This window comes from Nocardioides aurantiacus, from assembly GCF_003752505.1.
GTDB lineage: Bacteria > Actinomycetota > Actinomycetes > Propionibacteriales > Nocardioidaceae > Marmoricola > Marmoricola aurantiacus.
Map to the genome: position 1 here is coordinate 46,811 of NZ_RKHO01000001.1, position 19,818 is coordinate 66,628.

Below are 19,818 nucleotides of genomic sequence, written 5' to 3' on the forward strand. Positions count from 1 at the left end.
GTATGACGTCGCGTGCTCGGGCCCGGGACGTCATACGTGCTGGTCGTCGGGGCCACCGGGTCGTATGACGTCCGGGGGCTCGCGGGTTGACGAGGGGGGCGTACGCCGGCCCCCGCTCCCTCGACGTGCGGATGTCGCTGTCGAGCCCGGGGGGAGTCCGAGCGGGCCCGGGCGCCACAGGTGCCTGTCGAGCACCGTCGACCGGGCTGCACCCGGCAACGCTCAGCGAGTCGACCGCCCGTAGGCACGCAACCCGAGCGCGAGGGCGAGGCCCCACACCAGGAACAGCGGGTCCCAGAGCAGGGCGTGACCGATCATCGCCGCTCGGTCGTAGCCGTCCTCCGGGACGACGACACCGGTGAGCACGAGCCCGCCGACCACGGTGTTGAGCCCGCCCCAGAGCACCAGCACGGCGGCCCCCAGCCAGCACAGGGACCGCCAGCCTCGACCGAGTCCGCCGCCCCGGGCGAGGAGGACGGGCACCAGGGCACCGCCGAGCTTCACCGCGGCGACCACGAGCAGCAGCCACCGGGCGTCGCGGAACTGCTCGACGATGCGCTCGCCGAGGGTCTCCAGCAGCGCGTCGCCGCCGAGGCCCCAGTAGGCGCTGACCGCGGCGTGCACCGTCCCCGCCACGGCCGCGACCAGGAGCCCCACGGGCACCGGCCGCGGACCGGTCACGACTGGGTGGCCAGCGCCAGCGGTAGCACCGGGCCGGACCCGGCGGCCCGGAGCGCCTGGGCGGCCAGCGTGAGCGACCACCCGGTGGCGACGAGGTCGTCGACCAGCAGGACCGGCCCGCCGTCGAGGTCGCCGGTCACCTCGAGGGCGTGGCGGCGGCGTACGGCGGCCACGCGCTGCGCCGAGTTGGACGACCCGGCCAGCGGCGGGACGGAGTCGTCGGCCACGGCCCAGGTGGCGACCACGGGGATCCGCATGGTGCGGGCGATGCCCTGGGTGAGGTCGGCGACCAGCTGGGGTCGTCGTGCCGAGCCGACCTGGACCACGCCGGTCGGCCGGGCGGGCCAGTCGGGTGCCCACTCGCGCATCACCGCCATCACGGCGTCGACCAGCTGCGGGGGCACGGGGCCGTCGGGGGCGCCCTCGGCGAGCAGGGCGCGGAGCTGCTGGCCGTAGCCGAGGTCGGTCAGCCGGGCCACCGCCCGACCGGGCTCGGCGGGCTCCTTGAGCTTGCCGGTCAGGTCGATGCCCATGCCCGCGAGCGCGGTCGGCCACATCTTGCGCGGCGCGACCGTGACGCCCGGGCGGCGCAGCTGCTCGCCCGCGGCCTCGACGGCGGCGTCGCTGACCGAGCCGGCCAGGCTGAGCCCGCCGCAGTTGTCGCAGCGCCCGCAGTCGGTGGCGTCGGGGTCGTCGAGCTGCTCGCGCAGGTAGCGCATCCGGCAGCCGGTGGTCGCGACGTAGGCCAGCATCGCGTCCTGCTCCTGGCGGCGCGCCTCGGCGACCCGGTCGAAGCGCTCCTGGTCGTAGGCCCACTCCTGCCCGGTCGCGGTCCAGCCGCCACGCACCCGGTCGACCGCGCCGTCGACGTCGAGCACCTTGAGCATGGTCTCCAGGCGGGTGCGGCTGAGGTCGACGTGGGTCTCCAGCGCGGCGGTCGACAGTGGCGTGCCGGCGTCGGTGAGGGCGCGCAGCGTGCTGCGGACGTGCAGCTCGGGCGGGAAGGCCAGCGAGGCGAAGTAGCGCCAGATCTCGCGGTCCTCGAAGGCGGGCAGCAGCACCACGGTGGCGTCGTCGGTGCCGCGGCCGGCGCGGCCGACCTGCTGGTAGTAGGCCACCGGCGACGACGGCGCGCCGACGTTGACCACGAAGCCCAGCCGCGCGTCGAAGCCCATCCCGAGCGCGCTCGTCGCGACCAGGCACTTGAGCCGGCCCGCCAGCAGGTCCTGCTCGAGGGCGAGGCGCTCGGTGGCCTCGGTCTGCCCGGAGTACGCCGCGACGGCGTGGCCGCGTGAGCGGAGGTGCTCGGCGATCTCCTGGGTGGCGGCGACCGTGAGCGTGTAGACGATGCCGGAGCCCGGCAGCTCGTCGAGGTGGTCGGCCAGCCACGCCAGCCGGTGCTCGGGCCGCTCGAGCTCGACGACGCCGAGGTGGAGCGACTCGCGGTCGAGGGTGCCGCGGAGCACGAGGACGTCCTGCCCGAGCTGCTCGGCGACGTCGTGGGTGACCCGGCTGTTGGCGGTCGCGGTCGTGGCCAGCACCGGGATGCCCTCGGGCAGCGTCGCCAGCATCTGGCGGATCCGGCGGTAGTCGGGCCGGAAGTCGTGGCCCCAGTCGGAGATGCAGTGCGCCTCGTCCACGACCAGCAGGCCGACGGTCTCGGTCAGCTGGGGCAGCACCTGCTCGCGGAAGGACGGGTTGTTGAGCCGCTCGGGGCTGACCAGGAGCACGTCGACCTCGCCGGCGTCGACGCGGGCGCGCACCGACTCCCAGTCCTCGAGGTTGGTCGAGTTGATCGTCGCCGCGCGGATGCCGGCGCGCTGGGCGGCCTCGATCTGGTTGCGCATCAGGGCCAGCAGGGGCGAGATGATCACCGTCGGGCCGGCCCCGAGCTCGCGCAGCAGCGCGGTGGCGACGAAGTAGACCGCGGACTTGCCCCAGCCGGTGCGCTGCACCACCAGGGAGCGCCGCTGGTGGACCACGAGCGCCTCGATCGCCGCCCACTGGTCGTCGTGGAGCGTCGCGTCGTCGGAGCCGACGAGGGCGCGCAGGTGACGTTCGGCCTCGTCGCGGGTGTCCATGCCCCTGAGTGTGTCAACCGGGTCCGACAGCCGCCCGGCGGCGTCCACAGGGGTGCCCGCGAGCCCTCCTAGGAGGCGTCGGCCAGGTCCGCCCGGCGGGCCACGACGGCCGCGGTGTTGGTGGCCAGCGCGACCAGCGAGGGGGAGAGCACCACGGCGTACGGCCAGAAGGTGGTGCTGACGCCGTCGGTGGGCAGCGGGGTCGACGTACGCCGCCCGGTGCGCAGGTCGAGCACGTGCAGGGCGTCGGTGCCGGCCACCAGCACGTGGTCCTCGTCGAGCAGCGGCACCGCGGCCAGCTCCGAGCCGTAGGGCAGGAACTGCGGGGTCGCGGGCACGGTGAAGGCCCACAGCCGCCGCCCGTCCGTCGCGTCGTACGCCGACCAGCGGGTGCCCGCCCGGACCAGCACCCGCCCGGCGCGCACCGTCGCGTCGTACGCCGTCCCGCGCGCGGGCACCACCGACCACGCCTCGCGCCCGTCGGCGTCGAGCGCGACCAGCCGCCCCTCGGCGTCCCCGGCGTCCCACCGCGTCAGCACCGCCCGGTCCTCGGTGGTGCCCACCACCGAGACGCCCGCGCCGGCGGGCAGGTCGTCGGTCCACCGGGCCCGGCCGGTGTCCGCGTCCAGCAGTGCCAGCGCGGGTCCGGCCTCGCGGCGCTCGAGCGCCGACGGGTCGAGCAGGTCGGTCAGCGGGCTGCCGCCGACCAGCAGGCCACCGTCGAAGGAGCCGAGGAAGTCGGTGCCGGTCAGCGTGGCGTCGCGCTCCCAGCCCGGGCCGTCGGGACCCAGCCGGCTCAGCCGGTCGTCGGCCAGCACCACGATCCCCTCGTCGAGGAGCTGCGTGGAGACCACCGACTCGCGCGACAGGGGACCGCCGTCGAGCCGGGCGCACCACCGCTGCCGGCCGCTGTCGGCGTCGAGGGCGACGACGTCGGGGGCGCGGTCCGCGGGCAGGGTGAGCACGACGTAGCGGGAGTGGTCCGCGTCGTACGTCGAGCGCTGGGTGCCGACCGCGACGCTCCACCGGGGCTCCAGCGTCTCGTCGTCGAGCATCGTGAAGTCGGGGTCGTCGCGGGTGCGGACGCCGATCCCCTGCGCGTAGCCCCCGACCTGCGCCCACTGCTGGTAGTCGTAGCCGACCGCCCCGAGCACCTCGCCGAGCGGCCCGCCGTCGTCCTGGAGCACCTCGACCAGCCGGTCGCGCCGCTCGTCGGGGTCGGCCGCGCGGGCGTCGGCGTCGAGGAACGGGCTGGCGGAGTCGGCCGCGGCGTACGACGTGACCTCGGCGCCGCAGCCGGGAGCGGCCTCGCGCCGGGTCAGCCAGGTGCCGGCCCCCGCCGCGAGGACCGCGACGACGAGCGCCACCACCAGCCATCTCCCGCGCACGCCGGTCAGCGTAGGCGGGAGAGCAGCCCCGGGCAGCAGGACCGACCGGTTCGGTGGGCTACTGCGCCGGAGCGCTGGTCGCTGTGCCGGGGTTGTTCCTCCGGACCGGTGGCGGTTTCCCCGGCGACCTTGGGAATCCGCCGCCGCCGCTCACCCCCGGCGCCGCCGGATCTCCTCGTTGACGGCGGGGACGACCTCGTGCATGTCGCCCACCACGGCGTACGTCGCCTTGGTCATCATCGGCGCGTCGGCGTCGGTGTTGACCGCGAGGATCACCTTGGAGCTGGCGCAGCCGGCCCAGTGCTGGATCGCGCCGGAGATGCCGCAGGGGATGTAGACCTCGGGCGAGATCCGGCTGCCGGTCTGGCCCACCTGCTCGTGGTGCGGCCGCCAGCCGAGCGAGGTCACCACGCGGGAGACCCCGAGCTGGCCGCCGAGCAGCTCCGCGAGCTCGAGCGCGTCGCCGAACCCCTCGGGTCCGCCGGCGCCGCGACCGGCGCCGACGACGACGCGGGCCGACTTCAGGTTGCCGGCCGCCTCGGTGTCGACGGCCTCGACCGAGACGGCCCGGACCGTGAGGTCGCCGGGCTCGAGGGTGACGGCGAGCGGGGTGAGCGTGGCCGGACCGGCGGTCTCGGCGGGCGTGGCCTCGACGGCGTGGCCGGCGACGCTGAACACGGCCGGCCGCGAGCCGAGCCGCACCTCCTCCAGCGCCGCGCCGCCGACGACCTGGCGGGTGACGGTGAAGGGGGAGAGGCCCTCGAAGGCGACGACGTTGGCGGCCATCGCGACGTCGAGCTCGGTGGCGACCCGCGCCATCACGTCGTTGCCGCGGTTGGTGCCGCCGCCCATCAGCACCACCGCCCGGGTCTGCTCGCGCGCCGCGAGCACGGCGCGGGCGTGGGCGGCGCCGGAGAAGACGTCGAACTCGCCCGCGTCGGCGTGCAGCACGGTGCGCACGCCGGCCTCGGCGAGCTCCTTGGGCCCGGCGTCGCCCAGCGGTCCGCAGACCACGGCGTCGACGGGGATGCCGCCTCCGGCGGCGGCCAGGGTGCGGGCGAAGGCGACCGCCTCCAGGGACACCTCGGCGACGACGCCACCCACCGTCTCGACGTACACCACGATCATCGGGCCACCCCCAGCTGCTGCAGCAGGTCGACGACGGCGGGCGCCGCCTCGGGTCCCTCGCCGAGCAGCGTCGAGGTCGACGACTGCGGGGCGGGCACGCGCAGCCGCACCCGGCCGCTCCCCACCGGCTCGGCGCTGAGCGCGCGCTCCTCGACGGGGATCTTCTTGGCCTTCATGCGGCCGGTGATGGTGGGGTAGCGCGGCTCGACGCCGCCCTCCAGGACCGTCACCACCGCGGGCGTGGGGAGGCGGTAGGTCTCGCGTCCCTCGGCCACGTCGCTGACCAGCGTCACCCGGTCGCCGTCGAGCGTGACCGTCTGCACCCCCGTCACGACCGGCCGGTCGAGCAGCCTGGCCAGCCGGATGCCGACCTGGAAGTCGCCGGAGTCGGCGGCGTCGTTGCCCAGCAGCACCAGGTCGTACGCCGCCCCGCGCGACGCCTCGTGGTCGGCCACCACCGCGGCGACCTCCCGAGCGACGTCGGCCGGGCCGAGCGTGACCGGGTCGGCCTCGACGAGCACCGCCGCCGTGCACCCGACGCCGAGCGCCGTGCGCAGCTGCTCGACCGCGTCGGCCGAGCCGACGGTCAGCACCGTCGCCGACCCGCCGGTCGCCGCCGCGAGCTGCACGGCCGTCTCGACGGCGCACAGGTCGTGGTTGGACAGGGTGTGGCCGACGTAGCGGGCGTCGGCGGACTGTGCGTCGTCGCTGAGCAGCACCTCGCCGGAGAAGTCCGGGACGCGCTTGACGCAGACCAGCACGTCGGCCATCAGCGGAGCCGCTCGTTCTCGGGGTCGAGCAGCGGCGTCGCGTCGACCGAGCCGACCGTGACCGGGTAGAGCTCCTCCATGTAGGACACGGCGAGACGGTTGCCGATCGTGGCCTCCTCGGGCGGCAGGAACGCCAGCAGCACGTGCGTGCCGAGCGAGGGCGCCGAGCCGGCGCTGGTGACGTAGGGATGGTGGCCGTGGCCGTCGGTCAGCAGCCCACCGTCGGCGCTCAGGATCGGCTCGCCGCCGAGCATGTAGCGCTTCACGCCGCTGGCCGAGGTGTGGTCGTCGACGGTCAGCGTGCACAGCACCGTCGCCGGCGCCCCCTCCCGCTGGGCGAGGTAGGCCTCCTTGCCGAGGAAGTCGGCCGCCTTGACCTTGGGCCGCTGCATCCCGGTCTCCACGATGGTCCGCTCGGCGTCGAGCTCGGCGCCGAAGGCGCGGTAGCCCTTCTCGATGCGGCCGGTGGTGCCGTAGACCCCGATGCCCACCGGTCGTACGCCGTGCTCCTTGCCGGCCGTGAGCAGCGCGTCCCACAGTGACGCGGCCGCCGAGAACGGCACGTAGAGCTCCCAGCCCAGGTCGCCGACGTAGGAGATCCGCGAGGCCAGGACCGGGGCGTCCACGCCCTTGACGTCGATCTCGCGGGAGGTCAGGAAGCCGAAGCCGCCGTCGCTGAGGTCGTCGGAGGAGAGCGAGGCGAGCACCTCGCGGGCCTTCGGGCCCCAGATGCCGATCGTCGAGACCTCCTCGGTGACGTCGGCCAGCTCGGCCCCGTCGACCAGCCGGTCGGTGAAGTGCTTGCGGTCGGCCATGCCGTGGGCGCCGCCGGTGACGACCCGGAAGCGGTCCTCGCCCAGCCGCATCACGGTCAGGTCGGAGAGGAACCCGCCCTTGGCGTCGAGCACGGGCGTGTAGACGACCTTGCCGACCGCCACGTCGCACTGCGCGACGCAGGTCCGCTGCACCGAGGCGAGCGCACCGGGCCCGGTGATGTCGAGCACCTGGAACGCGGTGAGGTCGACGACGCCGGCGTGCTCGCGCATCGCGAGGTGCTCGGCGTTGATGATCGGGCTCCACCAGCGGCTGTCCCACTCGTGCTCGCGGGGCATCACGGCCTCGCCGTAGGTCTCCAGCAGGTCGGCGTTGGACTCGTACCACCACGGCCGCTCCCAGCCGACGGTCTCGTGGAAGACCGCGCCGAGCGCCTTCTGCGAGTCGGCCATGGGCGAGAACCGGATGTCGCGGTCCGAGCCCCACTGCTCGCCGGGGTGGACGATGCCGTAGGTCTTGTTGAACGCCTCGCTGGTGCGCGCCCGGACGTGCTCGCGGGTGGTCTCGTGGGGGTGGAAGCGCGCGATGTCGCTGTGGTGCAGGTCGATCTCGGAGTGGCCGTGGGTCATCCACTCCGCCACCGCGCGTCCGACGCCCGGACCCTCCTTGATCCAGACCGCGGCCGAGACCCACAGGCCCTCGACCTCGCTCTCGCCCAGGATCGGGTTGCCGTCGGCGGTCAGCGAGAGCAGACCGTTGATGGCGTAGCGGATCTCCGCCCCCTCGGCGCCGAGCAGCTCCGGCATCAGCTCCAGGGCCTCCTCGAGCTGCTGGTCGAAGTCGTCCTCGGTGAACGGCATCTCGGTGGGGGACAGCCGCGCCTGCTCGATCGAGGGGATCTCCTCGGGCTCGTGCAGGATCGGCCGGTGGGCGTAGGAGCCGACCTCCATGTCGGCGCCGTGCTGGCGCTCGTAGCAGAAGGTGTCCATGTCGCGGATGATCGGGAAGGAGATCTCGCCCTCCTTCTCGGCCAGCTGCGGGCACGGACCGACCGAGATCATCTGGTGCACCGCCGGGGTCAGCGCGATCCGGATGCCCGCCATGTCGCCGAGCTTGGGGCTCCAGACGCCGGCGGCGATCACGACGTACGACGCCTCGATGGTGCCCTGGTCGGTGACGACGCTGCGGATGCGCCGCCCGTGCTCGCCCTCCTCGACGACGAGGTCCTCGACCTCGGCGCCCGCGACGACGGTCAGCTCGCCGGTGGCCAGCGCCTGCTCGCGCATGATCGTGCCCGCGCGCAGGGAGTCGACGACGCCGACGGTGGGGGTCCAGAACGCGCCGATGATCTGGTCGGGGTCCAGGAACGGCACCTTCTCGACGACCTGGGCCGGGGTGACCAGCTCGGAGTCGATGCCCCACGCCTTGGCACTGGACATGCGCCGCCGCAGCTCCTCCATCCGCTCCTCGGTGCGGGCCACCTCGAAGCCGCCGGACTGGGTGAAGACGCCCATCTCCTGGTACTGCCGGACCGAGTCCATCGTCAGGTCCGTGATCTCCCGGGAGTGGTCCACCGGGAAGATGAAGTTGGAGGCGTGACCGGTCGAGCCGCCCGGGTTGGGCAGCGCTCCCTTGTCGAGCTGGACGACGTCCTTCCACCCCAGTCGGGTGAGGTGGTGGACCAGGCTGTTGCCGACGATGCCGGCGCCGATCACGACGACGTTGGCGGTGCTGGGGACGGTGGCCACGGGCCCTCCCGGGAGTTCGCTGGTGTTGCGTCATGTGCAACGCATTGCGCTATGCGGAACGCACTCCCATCGTCACCCGGCGGTTCGGGGGTGTCAAGGAGGCGGGGCGGGTGTCCCACCGGCCCGGGCGTGCACCCGGAGACGCCGACGGCCCACCCCGCGGTGCGAGGTGGGCCGTCGGTCCTACGACGTCGGGTCAGCCGAGCCAGGCGTCGACCTTGTCGGGGTTGTCCTCGATCCACTGCTGGGCGGCGGCGTCGGGGTCCATGCCGTCCTTGGCGATCATCTTGGCGACCTCGTTCTGGTCGTCGTTGGTCCACTCGAAGTTCTTGACCAGGTCGACGGCGGGGCCGCCCTCCTCGGCCCAGGACGTCGAGACGATCTTCTTCAGGGTCGTGACGGGGTAGTCGCAGGCGACCTCGGCCGGGTCGTCCTGGCAGCCGTCCTCGAACTCGGGGAGCTCGACCTTGGCCAGCGGGACCTCGGCGAAGAGCCACTGCGGCTCGTAGAAGTAGCCGATCAGGAACTCCTTGTTCTTCTCGGCCTTCTCGAACGCCTGGATGCTGGCGGCCTCGGAGCCGGAGAAGACGACCTTGAAGTTCAGGTCCAGGTTGCTGACGATCGCCTCGTCGAACTGGACGTAGGACGGGTCGGCGCCGAGGAACTGGCCCTTGCCGCCGGACTCCGAGGTCTTGAACTGCTCGGCGTACTTGTTGAGGTTCTCGTGGTCCAGGATGTCGGGGTACTTCTCGGCCAGCCACGGCGGGACGTACCACCCGATGATGCCCTCGTTGCCGGTCGGGCCCATGTCCTGGGCGCTGCCGTCGCCCTCGCCCTCGAAGAACTTCTTCTCCAGGTCGGGGTGGCCCCAGTCCTCGATCACCACGTCGACGTCGCCGGTGCCGAAGCCCTGCCAGGAGACGTCCTCCTTGAGGTCCTTGTAGTTGACCGTGCAGCCGAACCTCTCCTTGGCCAGCTCGCCGACGACGTAGGCGTCGGCCTGGTAGCCGACCCACGGGTTGACGGCCATGTTGAGCTCGCCGCAGTCGCCGCTCTCGGCGGCGTTCTCCTCGTTGGCCTGGGTCTGCTCGTCGATCGAGCCCCCGCTGCCGCAGCCCGCCAGCGCCAGTGCGGCGCACGCCGCCAGGGCAGCCAGGCGCCCCGTCCTCCGGTAGGTCCTCATCGGTTCTCCGTCTCTGGTCGTCTCGACCGACTGGTGTGGTGCGACTGTGCGGCGAGGGGCGCCGCGCCCGAGTAGCTGGTCATCGCGCGGCCGCGCCCGACGTGCCGCGCCTGAGCGGGACCTTGACGCCCTCGCCCGTCCGGGCCGCGGCCCGTTGGCCGATCCGGTCGAGCATGATGCCGAGCAGGACGATGGTGATGCCCGCCGCCGCGCCCTTGCCCCACTCCTCGCTGCGCGAGAAGCCGAGCACGACGTCGTAGCCGAGGGCGCCGGCGCCGACCAGGCCGCCGATCACGACCATGGCGAGCACGTAGAGCAGCCCCTGGTTGGCGGCCAGCACCAGCGAGCCGCGCGCCATCGGCAGCTGCACCTGGGTGATCTCCTGCCACGACGTCGTGCCCGTCGACCGGGAGGCCTCGAGGGTGGTCTCGGGCACCGCCTTGACGCCGTCGGCCACGAGCTTGATGGCCGCGGGGGCGGCGTACACCAGGGCGGCGACGATGGCGGTGAACCGCGTCGACCCGAACAGGGCCAGCACGGGGATCAGGTAGACGAAGGCCGGGATGGTCTGGCCGGCGTCGAGCAGCGGTCGCAGCGTGACGTCGATCCGGCGGCTGCGGGCCATCAGGACGCCGAAGACGGTGGCGACGACCATCACCAGGATGGTGGCGACGAGCACCATGTTGAGGGTGACCATGGTGTCGTTCCACAGGTCGAAGAACCAGATGCCGGCCAGGCACACCACCGCCGGCAGCAGCGCGCGTACGCCGCCCAGGGCTGCGGCGATGCCGGCGATGGCCACGGCGGCCAGCCACCACGGCGACTCCGCCAGCAGCGACTGCATCGGGTTGAGCAGGCCGTAGGTCACGGCGTTCTTGAACACCTCGCCGGGCCCGTCGAGCGCCCCCACGACCGACCCGACGACCGAGTCGAGGCCGTCGGCCAGGCTCCGGCCCCACCCGGTCTCCGGGAAGGTCGCGAGGTCGAGCACGGTGCGGGAGAGGTAGACGCAGGCCAGGGCGACGACCGCGCCGACGCCCAGCAGCAGCTGTCGGGGACGGCCCACCAGGCCGCGGCCGCGGGCGGCGAGGTCGGCCCGCTCGCTGGCCGCCGTGGTGGTGCGGTCGAGCATGATCGCGGTCAGCACGATGAGCAGCCCGGGCACCAGCGAGGACCCGACGTCGTTGCGGATCAGGCCCTGGAGGACCGGCTTGCCCAGCCCGGGGCCGTTGACGTAGGAGGCGATGATCGCCATCGACAGCGCGGCCATCGTGGTCTGGTTGAGGCCGACGATGATCGTCTTGCGTGCCATCGGCAGCTGCACCTTGCGCAGCCGCTGCCACCGGGTCTGCCCGAAGGAGTCGGTGGCCTCGAGCGTGGCGGTCGAGACCGCGCTGATGCCGTAGCCGCCGATCCGGATCAGCGGCGGGAGGGCGTAGATCAGGGTGCAGGCCACCGCGCCGGCGACGCCGATCCCGAAGAACAGCACGACGGGGATCAGGTAGACGAACGTCGGCATGGTCTGCATCGCGTCGAGCACCGGCGTGATCACCGCCTTGGCGCGGCGGCTGGTGCCGACCGCGACAGCCAGGGGCATGCCGATCAGCACGGTCATGACCACCGCGAGGCCGGTGACGAGCAGCAGGTCGAGGGAGTCGGACCAGAAGCCGAGCAGGCCGTAGGCCAGGAAGGTGCCGGTCACCAGCAGCGAGATCCGCCAGCTGGCCACCGCCAGGGCCACCCACGCGGCCAGCGCCGTCACGCCGAGCCAGCCGACCTGCGGGACCGGCCGCGGGAAGGCCGGCACCGAGACCAGCCGCTGCAGGAAGTCGAACACGGCGCGAAAGCCCTCGGCGATGGCGGTGGTCAGCCCGATCACGGGGTTGGTGTCGCGGCTGGCCAGCACGCCGTCGCGGAACGCGGTGAGGTCGTCGTGCAGCGGCGTGGAGTCGCGGCCGCGCAGGACCAGCGTGTCCTGGCCGCGGAGGACCGACCACAGCACCACCCAGGCGACCACGATGCCGATCACGAGCACCCAGCGCGGGACCCCGCCGCCGGAGCCGGAGTCGGCCGCGGCCCGGTCCTCCCGCTCCTGGGCGCGTACGGCGGTGCCCGCGGTCGTGCTCACCGGTGACCACCCGCTCCCGGGCCGGTCCCCGGCGGCGCCTGCTCGGCCACCACGACCCGCAGGATCGCGTCGTCGTCGACGATGCCGACGAGCTCGCCGTCGTCGACGACCCGGACGGGGTGGTCGGAGGCCAGCGCCGCCTGGGCGGCCTCGCGCACGATCGTGGAGGAGCTCATCACCGGGCCCTCGGAGGAGTCGTCGGGGCGCGGGGGCCGCATCACCCACTTCAGCGTCAGCACGTGGGAGCGCGGGACGTCGGAGGTGAAGTCCGCGACGTAGTCGTCGGCCGGGGCGCCCACCACCTCGTCGGGCGTGCCGATCTGCACCACCTCGCCGTCGCGCAGGATCATGATCCGGTCGCCCAGCTTGAGCGCCTCGGCGAGGTCGTGGGTGATGAAGACCATCGTCTTGCCGACCTCGCGGTGCAGCCGGATGACCTCGTTCTGCATGTCGCGGCGGATCAGGGGGTCCAGCGCCGAGAACGGCTCGTCGAAGAGCAGCATCGACGGGTCGCCGGCCAGGGCGCGGGCCAGGCCGACGCGCTGCTGCATGCCGCCGGAGAGCTGGTCGGGATAGCTGGTCTCGTAGCCCGAGAGCCCGACCAGGTCGACGACCTCGCCGGCCTTGGCCCGCCGCTCCTTCTTGCTCATGCCGCGGACCTCGAGGCCGTAGGCGACGTTGTCGATGACCTGCTTGTGGGGCAGCAGCCCGAAGTGCTGGAAGACCATCGAGACCTGGTGGCGGCGCAGCTCGCGCAGCTGGGACTCCGAGCAGCTGGTCACCTCGTCGTCGCCGATCCGCACGGTGCCGTGCGTGGGCTCGATCAGCCGGGTCAGGCAGCGCACCAGGGTGGACTTGCCCGAGCCGGAGAGGCCCATCACGACGAACACCTCACCGGGGGCCACGTCGAAGGAGACGTCCTTGACGCCCACCACGCAGCCGGTCTTGGCCTTGAGGTCGGCACGGGAGAGCTCGGCGTCCGGCGTACCGATGATCTTGTCGGCCCTGGGGCCGAAGATCTTCCACAGGTCGCGGACCTCGAGCCCCGCTCCGCCGGCGCGGCCGGTGGCGTCGGGGGTGGTCCGGGCATCGGTGGCGGTCATGGCGTGTCCTCACCTGTCGCGGGGATGGGCGCCAGGTCGTCCTGGCGGGCGGCGCCGGGGTGGTGGTGCGGGTGGATCGAGGGGCCGTACGCCGCGGCGACGCGCGGCGGCACCGGGTCGCTGTTGCGGGGGTCACCGGGAGGGTAGAGCGGGGAGCCGCCGCGGTGGCGGTAGTACGGCGTCTGCGCAGGTGCGAGCGGGGTGTTGCCGAGGACCAGGTCGGCCGCCTTCTCGGCCACCATCATCACCGGCGCGTAGATGTTGCCGTTGGTGACGTAGGGGAAGACGCTGGCGTCCACCACCCGCAGCCCGTCGACCCCGTGGACCCGCAGCGAGTCGGGGTGGGTGACCGAGGCGGCGTCCAGGCCCATCTTGGCGGTGCACGACGGGTGCAGCGCCGTCTCGGCGTCGCGGCGCACCCAGTCGAGGATCTCCTCGTCGGTCTCCACGTCCGCCCCGGGGGACAGCTCGCCGCCGCTGAAGGGCGCGAACGCCGGCTGGCCGAGGATCTCGCGCGCGACCCGGACCGCCTCGACCCACTCGCGGCGGTCGTTGGGCGTGGTGAGGTAGTTGAAGAGCAGCTTCGGCTTGCGCCGCGGGTCGGTGCTGTCGATGCGGACCCAGCCGCGGGTGTCGGCGTACATCGGGCCGACGTGCACCTGGTAGCCGTGGGCGTAGCGGTCCTGGCCGGCCGGCGGCGACCCGTCGTAGCGGATCGCGATGGGCAGGAAGTGGAACATCAGGTTGGGCCAGTCGACGTCGTCGTTGCTGCGGGCGAAGCCCCCGCCCTCGAAGTGGTTGGACGCGGCGGTGCCGGTGCGCTTGAGCAGCCACTCCAGGCCGACGAGCGGCCGGTTGCGCCACTTCAGGCCCTCCACGATGGAGACCGGCTGCAGCGAGGAGTGCTGGATGTAGACCTCGAGGTGGTCCTGGAGGTTCTCGCCGACGCCGGGCAGGTCGTGGACCACCTCGACCCCCAGGGGCCGCAGGTGGTCGGGATCGCCGACGCCGGAGAGCTGGAGCAGCTGCGGCGTGCCGATGGCGCCGCCGCACAGCAGGACCTCGCCCGCGGCGGCGTGGCGCCGGACGCGGCCGCCGCGCAGGTAGTCCACGCCGACGGCGCGCGTGCCCTCGAAGCGCACCCGGGTGGCCTGGGCGAAGGTCTCGACGGTGAGGTTGGGCCGGTGCATCACCGGGTGGAGGTAGGCCCGGGCGGCCGACATCCGCACGCCCTTGACGATGTTGCGGTCGAAGCGTCCGAACCCCTCCTGGCGGTAGCCGTTGACGTCGTCGGAGCGCGGGTAGCCCGCCTGCTCCGCGGCCTCGAAGAAGGCGCTGAACAGCGGGTTGGTCGCGGGGCTGCGCTCGAGGACGAGCGGGCCGGAGCCGCCGCGCCAGGCGTCGGCGCCGACCTGGCCGTCGGGCAGGACGAGCGACTCCATGCGTCGGAAGTAGGGCAGGCAGTGGCGGTAGTCCCAGCGCTCCAGCCCGGGGTCGGCGGCCCAGCGCTCGTAGTCCATCGGGTTGCCGCGCTGGAAGATCATCCCGTTGATCGAGCTCGAGCCCCCGAGGACCTTGCCGCGGGCGTGGTAGACCCGCCGGCCGCCCATGCCCGGCTCCGGCTCGGACTCGTAGCGCCAGTCGTAGAGCGGGTTGCCGATCGGGAACGGCAGCGCCGCCGGCGCGTGCACGAGCGGGTCCCACCGGTCGGTGCGCCCCGCCTCCAGCACGAGCACGGTGGTCGCGGGGTCGGCGCTGAGGCGGTTGGCCAGGGCGCACCCGGCCGACCCGCCGCCGACGATGACGAAGTCGTAGCGGTCGCGGCGGCTCACGACGCGCCGCCCGAGAACCAGTCGGAGCGCGCCGGGGCGATGTTGTGCCAGACGTGCTTGACCTCCTGGTACTCCGCCAGCCCGTGCTCGCCGAGCTCGCGGCCGATGCCCGACTGCTTGTAGCCGCCCCACTCCGCCTGGGCGACGTAGGGGTGGTAGTCGTTGATCCAGACCGTGCCCATCCGCAGCCGGGCGGCGATCCGCTGGCCCCGGCCCGCGTCGCGGGTCCACACGGCCCCCGCGAGGCCGTAGATCGAGTCGTTGGCGATCCGCACCGCCTCGTCCTCGCCGGTGAACGTCTCCACCGTCAGCACCGGGCCGAACGACTCGTCCTGCGCCACGCTCATCGAGGAGTGCACGTCGCCCAGCACGGTGGGGGCGAAGAAGTAGCCCTGCGCCAGGTCGCCGTCGGTGACCCGGTGGCCGCCGACGAGGACGGTGGCTCCCTCGGCGACCCCGGCCTCGACGTACGCCGTGACCTTGTCGAGGTGGGCCTGCGAGATCAGGGCGCCGGTCTCGGCCTGCTCGTCGAAGGGGCCGCCGAGCCGGATGGCGGCGGCGCGGCGTACGAGCTCGGCGGTGAAGTCCTGGGCGACCGCGTCCTCGACCAGCAGCCGGGCGCCCGCCGAGCAGACCTGGCCGGAGTGCAGGAACACCGCGGTCAGCGCCATGTCGAGCGCGACCTCGAGGTCGGCGTCGGCGAAGACGATGTTGGGGTTCTTGCCGCCGAGCTCGAGCGCGACCTTCTTCACCGTCCGCGACGCCGCGGCCATGATCCGCTTGCCGGTCTCCAGGCCGCCGGTGAAGGAGACGAGGTCGACGCGGGGGTCCTCGCTCAGCAGCGCGCCGGCGTGGGGCCCGTCGCCGAGGACGAGGTTGCCGACGCCCGGCGGCAGCCCGGCCTCGTCGAGCAGCCGCAGCAGGTGGACCGCCGTGCTGGGCGAGAGCTCGCTGGGCTTGAGCACGAAGGTGCAACCGGCGGCCAGCGCGGGGGCGACCTTCCACGACACCTGGAGCAGCGGGTAGTTCCACGGGGTGATCAGGCCGCAGACGCCCACCGGCTCGGTGACCACGCGGCTGACGACGCCGGGGTTGCCGGTGTCGACGACCCGGCCGGCACCCGCGTCGGCGACGTGGCCGAAGTGCCGGAAGACGCTGGTGACGTCGTCGATGTCGAGCTCGCTCTCGGCGAGCCGCTTGCCGGTGTCGAGCGACTCGGCCCGCGCCAGCTCGGCCCGGTCGCGCTGCAGCAGGTCGGCCACGCGGAGCAGCAGGTCGCCCCGCTCGCGGGCGCTGGTGCCCGGCCAGGTGCCCTCGTCGAACGCGGTGCGGGCCGCGGCGACGGCGGCCTCGGTGTCGACCTGCGTCGACTCGTCGACCTCGGCCACCAGCGTGCCGTCGGCGGGGCAGCGGATCTCGCGACGGCCCCCGGCGCGCGCCGAGCTCCAGGATCCGGCGATGAAGTTCTCGGGCATCTGCTCATCCGTCCTTGCCGGCGTTGCGCGTCACGCAACCAACCGGCGTCATCCGAAACACACTGGGGCGACGGCGGAGTCCCGTCAAGGTTCGACGTCGGACCGGTGCAGACCGCGTCGCCGCCGTGACCGCCGCGGTCGCCGGCGACTCACCGGGCGCCCCAGCCCAGCCGGTGGGAGAGCTCGTCGGACGCCTCGACCAGCAGGGGGAGCACCCGCTGCATCCGCTCGTCGGTCAGCCGGAAGGTCGGCCCGGAGACGCTGACGGAGCAGACCACGTCGCCGTGGGCGTTGCGCACCGGCGCCGCGGCGGCGGCGAGGCCGACCTCCAGCTCGTCGACGGCCAGGGCGTACCCCTGCTCGCGGACCAGCTCCAGCTCCTTGCGCAGCGCGGCCCGCGAGGTGATGGTCAGCCCGGTGTACGACGGCAGCCGGCCCAGCAGCTGCTTGAGCTCGTCGTCCTCCAGCCAGGCCATCAGCACCTTGCCGTTGCTCGTCGCGTGCAGCGGGATGTGCTGGCCCACCCAGTTGTGCGGCTGCAGCGCGCTCGGCCCGGCCACCTGGTCGAGGTAGAGCGCCGACCCGCCGCTGAGGGTGGCCAGGTTGACCGTCTCGCCGGTGGCGGTGGCCAGCTGCTTGCACAGCGGTCGGGCCTCCTGCACCACGTCGAGCCGGGCGCTGGTGGCCCCGGCGAGGCGGAGCAGGCCGACGCCGAGGCGGTACTTGCCACGACCCTCGACCTGCTCGACCAGCCCGTGCTGCTCCAGCGTCGCCACCAGCCGGAAGGCCGTGCTCTTGTGCACCTCGAGTGCGGCGGCCACCTCGGTCACGCCCGACTCGCCCGAGCGTGCCAGGATCTCGAGGATGCGCAGCGCCCGGTCGACCGACTGCACGCCGCCCGTCGCGGCGGGCACCAGCTCCCGCTCCGCCGCGGCCGTGTTGCTCATGGCGCGAACCTAGACCTCATCGCGCAACTCCGCCAGGTGGGTGCGTGGGTGGGGCGCCGGGGCGACACAATGGCGCCCATGCTCGCCAAGTACGCCACCCGGTGCGCCGCCTGCCCGACCCGGATCGCGCCCGGCGAGGAGATCGTGCGCTCCGCCGACGGGTCCGCCTGGGTCCACGCCGCCTGCGCGGGAGCGCCCCCCTCGGACGGGGACGCTCCTGCCAAGGCCCCGGCGAAGAAGGCCGCGAAGCGGACCGCGAAGCGGGTCCCGATGGTGCAGACGGCCGACGAGCCGGTGCCGGCCGGCACGACGGTCGCGTTCACCGACGGGGCCTGCCGGGGCAACCCCGGACCGGGCGGCTGGGCGTGGGCGGTGCAGGACGGGCCGCAGGGCTCGGGCCACGACCCGGCGACGACCAACCAGCGGATGGAGGTGCGGGCGGCCTACGAGGCGATCGTCGCGCTGCCCGGGCCGCTGGTGGTGGTCAGCGACTCGACGTACGTCGTGAACTGCTTCAAGAACGGCTGGTGGGTCGGCTGGCGCTCGCGCGGCTGGGTCAACTCGGCCAAGAAGCCGGTGGCCAACCGCGACCTGTGGGAGCCGCTGATCGACTTGGTCGAGGAGCGCGGCGACGTGTCGTTCCGCTGGGTCAAGGGCCACTCCGGCCACCCGATGAACGACCTCGTCGACCGGCTCGCCGTCGAGGCGAGCCACCAGGCCGGCTGAGCACGTCCCGCGTCGCCGCGGCTCAGGGGTGGACGAGCCCGAGCGGGACCCGCAGCAGCGGCCCCGGGGCGCAGGTGGCGACGGGATGGGGGACGGGACCCGCGACCGACCCGGCGGCCGGGCCGTCGTCCTCGAGCGGCAGCGTGAAGTAGAAGGTCGATCCGACGCCCACCTCGCTCTCGGCCCAGACCCGGCCGCCGTTGGCCTCGACGATGCGTCGGGTGATGGACAGGCCCAGGCCGGTGCCCGACTGCTGCCGGGCGTCGTCCGGCTCGACCTGGTGGAAGCGGTCGAAGACGGCCTCGAGCTCACCCGGGGGGATGCCGCGGCCGGTGTCGCTCACCGAGACGCGCAGGCCCTCCTCGGTGCGGCGGGCGTCGATGGTGACGGTGCCGCCGGGTGGCGTGAACTTGAGGGCGTTTCCGACCAGGTTGACCAGGGCCTGGGTGACCCGGTCGCCGTCGCAGACCACCCGGGCGGGGCAGGCGGCGATCCGCACCTCGACGCCGGCCTCGCGCGCGAGCGCGTCCAGCGACCCGACGGCGTCCGCGAGCAGGGGCAACAGGTCGTGCGGGGCGGGGCGGAACCCGAACTCGCCGCTCTCCAGGCGTTCGAGGTCGATGATGTCGTCGACCAGCCGGGAGAGCCGCTCGCTGCCGCGGGTCGCCATCTCCACCACGGGGCGGGCGGGCGCCGGCAGCTCGCCGGCGTCGCCGTCGGCGAGCAGCTCCAACGACCCGCGGATCGCGGTGAGCGGGGTCCGCAGCTCGTGGCTCACGGCGGAGACGAACTCCCGCTTCATGGCGTCGAGCCGCTGGTGCTCGGCGGTGAGGTCCCGCAGCTCCTGGGTGCGGTCGGCGACCCGTCGCTCCAGGTCGTCCCGAAGCCGCAGGTTCGTGGTCGTGAGCAGCACCTGGCGCAGGCCGGTGACCACCAGGACGAGGGTGACCAGGACCGCCTGCGCGGTGTCGCTGACGCCGACGACGACCGCGACGGCCAGCGCGGCGAAGGCGGCGAGGTCGGGCAGCAGGGGCGCGATCGGGCCGGCGAGGTGGGGCAGCAGCCGTCGTACGCGGGTCTCGAGCGTCGCGGCCGCCAGCGCCGCGCTCGCGAGCAGCAGCGCGGCCACGACGTAGCCGAGCAGGTAGACGTCGCCGAGCTGCTCGCCGCGCACGCTGCTCAGCGCGAAGCCCAGGTCGGCGACCGCGAACGCCGCGAAGGTGGAGGCGATCAGCACGACGTCGACGCGCAGCCGGCCGGCGGTGCGCAGCAGCAGCACCACCAGCAGCGACAGGATGACGACGTCCATCACGGGGTAGACCAGGAACACGAAGGCGCGGGTGCCCGCCAGGGTGTGCGCCACCTCGGACAGCCCGAGCACCATGCTGAGGAGCAGCATCGAGGAGGCCATCACCAGCCCGTCGAGCAGCGCCGGTCGCCAGGCGCGCCGCAGGCCGCTGGTCATCGGGTAACGCAGCAGCGCGATGCCGGCGGGGACCACGGCGGCGAGGTAGAGCGCGTCGGACCAGGACAGCGAGCGGTCGCCGTCGGACCCTCCGTCGGCCAGCCAGTACGTCGCTCCGACGGCGTTGAGCAGGATCATCACCGCGAACAGCAGCCAGGACAGTCGCATCGGGCCGGTGTTGCGCAGCCCGGCGTGCAGCGCGCACAGCGTGGCGAGGGCGGCGGCCACCACGCCGACGGAGTCGCTGGTCACCGGGCCCCAGGCGTGCCCGCCGAGCACGACGACGCAGGCGAGCACCAGCAGCGAGACGATGACGACCGCACCGAGCCGCAGCACGACCCGGTCGGGTCCCGGGCTCGCCCGCGGGCGCGACGACGGCATGCTGGCAG

At 73.6% G+C, this 19,818-nt stretch carries 14 protein-coding genes; 1 reads left to right on the plus strand and 13 read right to left on the minus strand.

Annotated elements, in window-relative coordinates; all coding sequences use genetic code 11:
• Positions 1-222 precede the first annotated feature (222 nt).
• The 12 genes from EDD33_RS00235 to EDD33_RS00290 form a co-directional block, all read right to left on the minus strand.
• Entirely contained in the window at positions 223-681 is a 459-nt protein-coding gene (locus EDD33_RS00235; RefSeq protein ID WP_123388633.1) for a DUF3995 domain-containing protein, read from the minus strand.
• The gene (locus EDD33_RS00240) at positions 678-2,762 is read right to left on the minus strand and encodes a RecQ family ATP-dependent DNA helicase (RefSeq protein WP_123388634.1); all 2,085 of its coding nucleotides are present in this window, start codon (positions 2,760-2,762) and stop codon (positions 678-680) included. The genes EDD33_RS00235 and EDD33_RS00240 overlap by 4 nt, the downstream gene beginning before the upstream one ends.
• A gap of 68 nt (positions 2,763-2,830) precedes the next feature.
• Positions 2,831-4,150 carry an outer membrane protein assembly factor BamB family protein gene (locus tag EDD33_RS00245; protein WP_148076900.1) on the minus strand — a complete coding sequence of 440 codons (1,320 nt, stop codon included), beginning with the start codon at positions 4,148-4,150 and terminating at the stop codon, positions 2,831-2,833.
• Positions 4,151-4,300: 150 nt separating this feature from the next.
• A complete protein-coding gene (locus EDD33_RS00250) occupies positions 4,301-5,278 on the minus strand; it encodes an electron transfer flavoprotein subunit alpha/FixB family protein (protein ID WP_123388636.1) in 978 nt (325 codons plus the stop codon).
• Entirely contained in the window at positions 5,275-6,048 is a 774-nt protein-coding gene (locus tag EDD33_RS00255; protein ID WP_123388637.1) for an electron transfer flavoprotein subunit beta/FixA family protein, read from the minus strand. The genes EDD33_RS00250 and EDD33_RS00255 overlap by 4 nt, the downstream gene beginning before the upstream one ends.
• The gene (locus EDD33_RS00260) at positions 6,048-8,570 is read right to left on the minus strand and encodes a GcvT family protein (RefSeq protein WP_123388638.1); all 2,523 of its coding nucleotides are present in this window, start codon (positions 8,568-8,570) and stop codon (positions 6,048-6,050) included. The genes EDD33_RS00255 and EDD33_RS00260 overlap by 1 nt, the downstream gene beginning before the upstream one ends.
• A gap of 196 nt (positions 8,571-8,766) precedes the next feature.
• The gene (locus EDD33_RS00265; protein WP_123388639.1) at positions 8,767-9,753 is read right to left on the minus strand and encodes an ABC transporter substrate-binding protein; all 987 of its coding nucleotides are present in this window, start codon (positions 9,751-9,753) and stop codon (positions 8,767-8,769) included.
• A gap of 79 nt (positions 9,754-9,832) precedes the next feature.
• Positions 9,833-11,881, minus strand: coding sequence for an ABC transporter permease (locus tag EDD33_RS00270; protein WP_123388640.1), 2,049 nt, complete (start codon positions 11,879-11,881; stop codon positions 9,833-9,835).
• Complete coding sequence (locus tag EDD33_RS00275; RefSeq protein WP_123388641.1) at positions 11,878-12,984, minus strand: quaternary amine ABC transporter ATP-binding protein; 1,107 nt, start codon at positions 12,982-12,984, stop codon at positions 11,878-11,880. Before EDD33_RS00275 ends, EDD33_RS00270 begins: the two co-directional genes overlap by 4 nt.
• Positions 12,981-14,816: a choline dehydrogenase gene (gene betA / locus EDD33_RS00280; RefSeq protein WP_123388642.1), complete on the minus strand. Its 1,836-nt coding sequence runs from the start codon at positions 14,814-14,816 to the stop codon at positions 12,981-12,983. The genes EDD33_RS00275 and betA overlap by 4 nt, the downstream gene beginning before the upstream one ends.
• Positions 14,813-16,291 (minus strand): aldehyde dehydrogenase family protein, encoded by a 1,479-nt coding sequence (locus tag EDD33_RS00285; RefSeq protein WP_123388643.1) that lies wholly within the window; start codon positions 16,289-16,291, stop codon positions 14,813-14,815. Before EDD33_RS00285 ends, betA begins: the two co-directional genes overlap by 4 nt.
• Positions 16,292-16,440: 149 nt before the next feature.
• The gene (locus EDD33_RS00290; RefSeq protein WP_123388644.1) at positions 16,441-17,238 is read right to left on the minus strand and encodes an IclR family transcriptional regulator; all 798 of its coding nucleotides are present in this window, start codon (positions 17,236-17,238) and stop codon (positions 16,441-16,443) included.
• A 78-nt stretch (positions 17,239-17,316) separates the two neighbouring features.
• Here EDD33_RS00290 and EDD33_RS00295 point away from each other — a divergent pair, with 78 nt between their 5' ends.
• Entirely contained in the window at positions 17,317-17,964 is a 648-nt protein-coding gene (locus EDD33_RS00295; protein ID WP_123392815.1) for a ribonuclease H family protein, read from the plus strand.
• A 22-nt stretch (positions 17,965-17,986) separates the two neighbouring features.
• On the opposite strand, the gene EDD33_RS00300 is transcribed toward EDD33_RS00295, so the two are convergent.
• A complete protein-coding gene (locus EDD33_RS00300; RefSeq protein ID WP_123388645.1) occupies positions 17,987-19,810 on the minus strand; it encodes a sensor histidine kinase in 1,824 nt (607 codons plus the stop codon).
• Between the last annotated feature and the right edge of the window lie 8 nt (positions 19,811-19,818).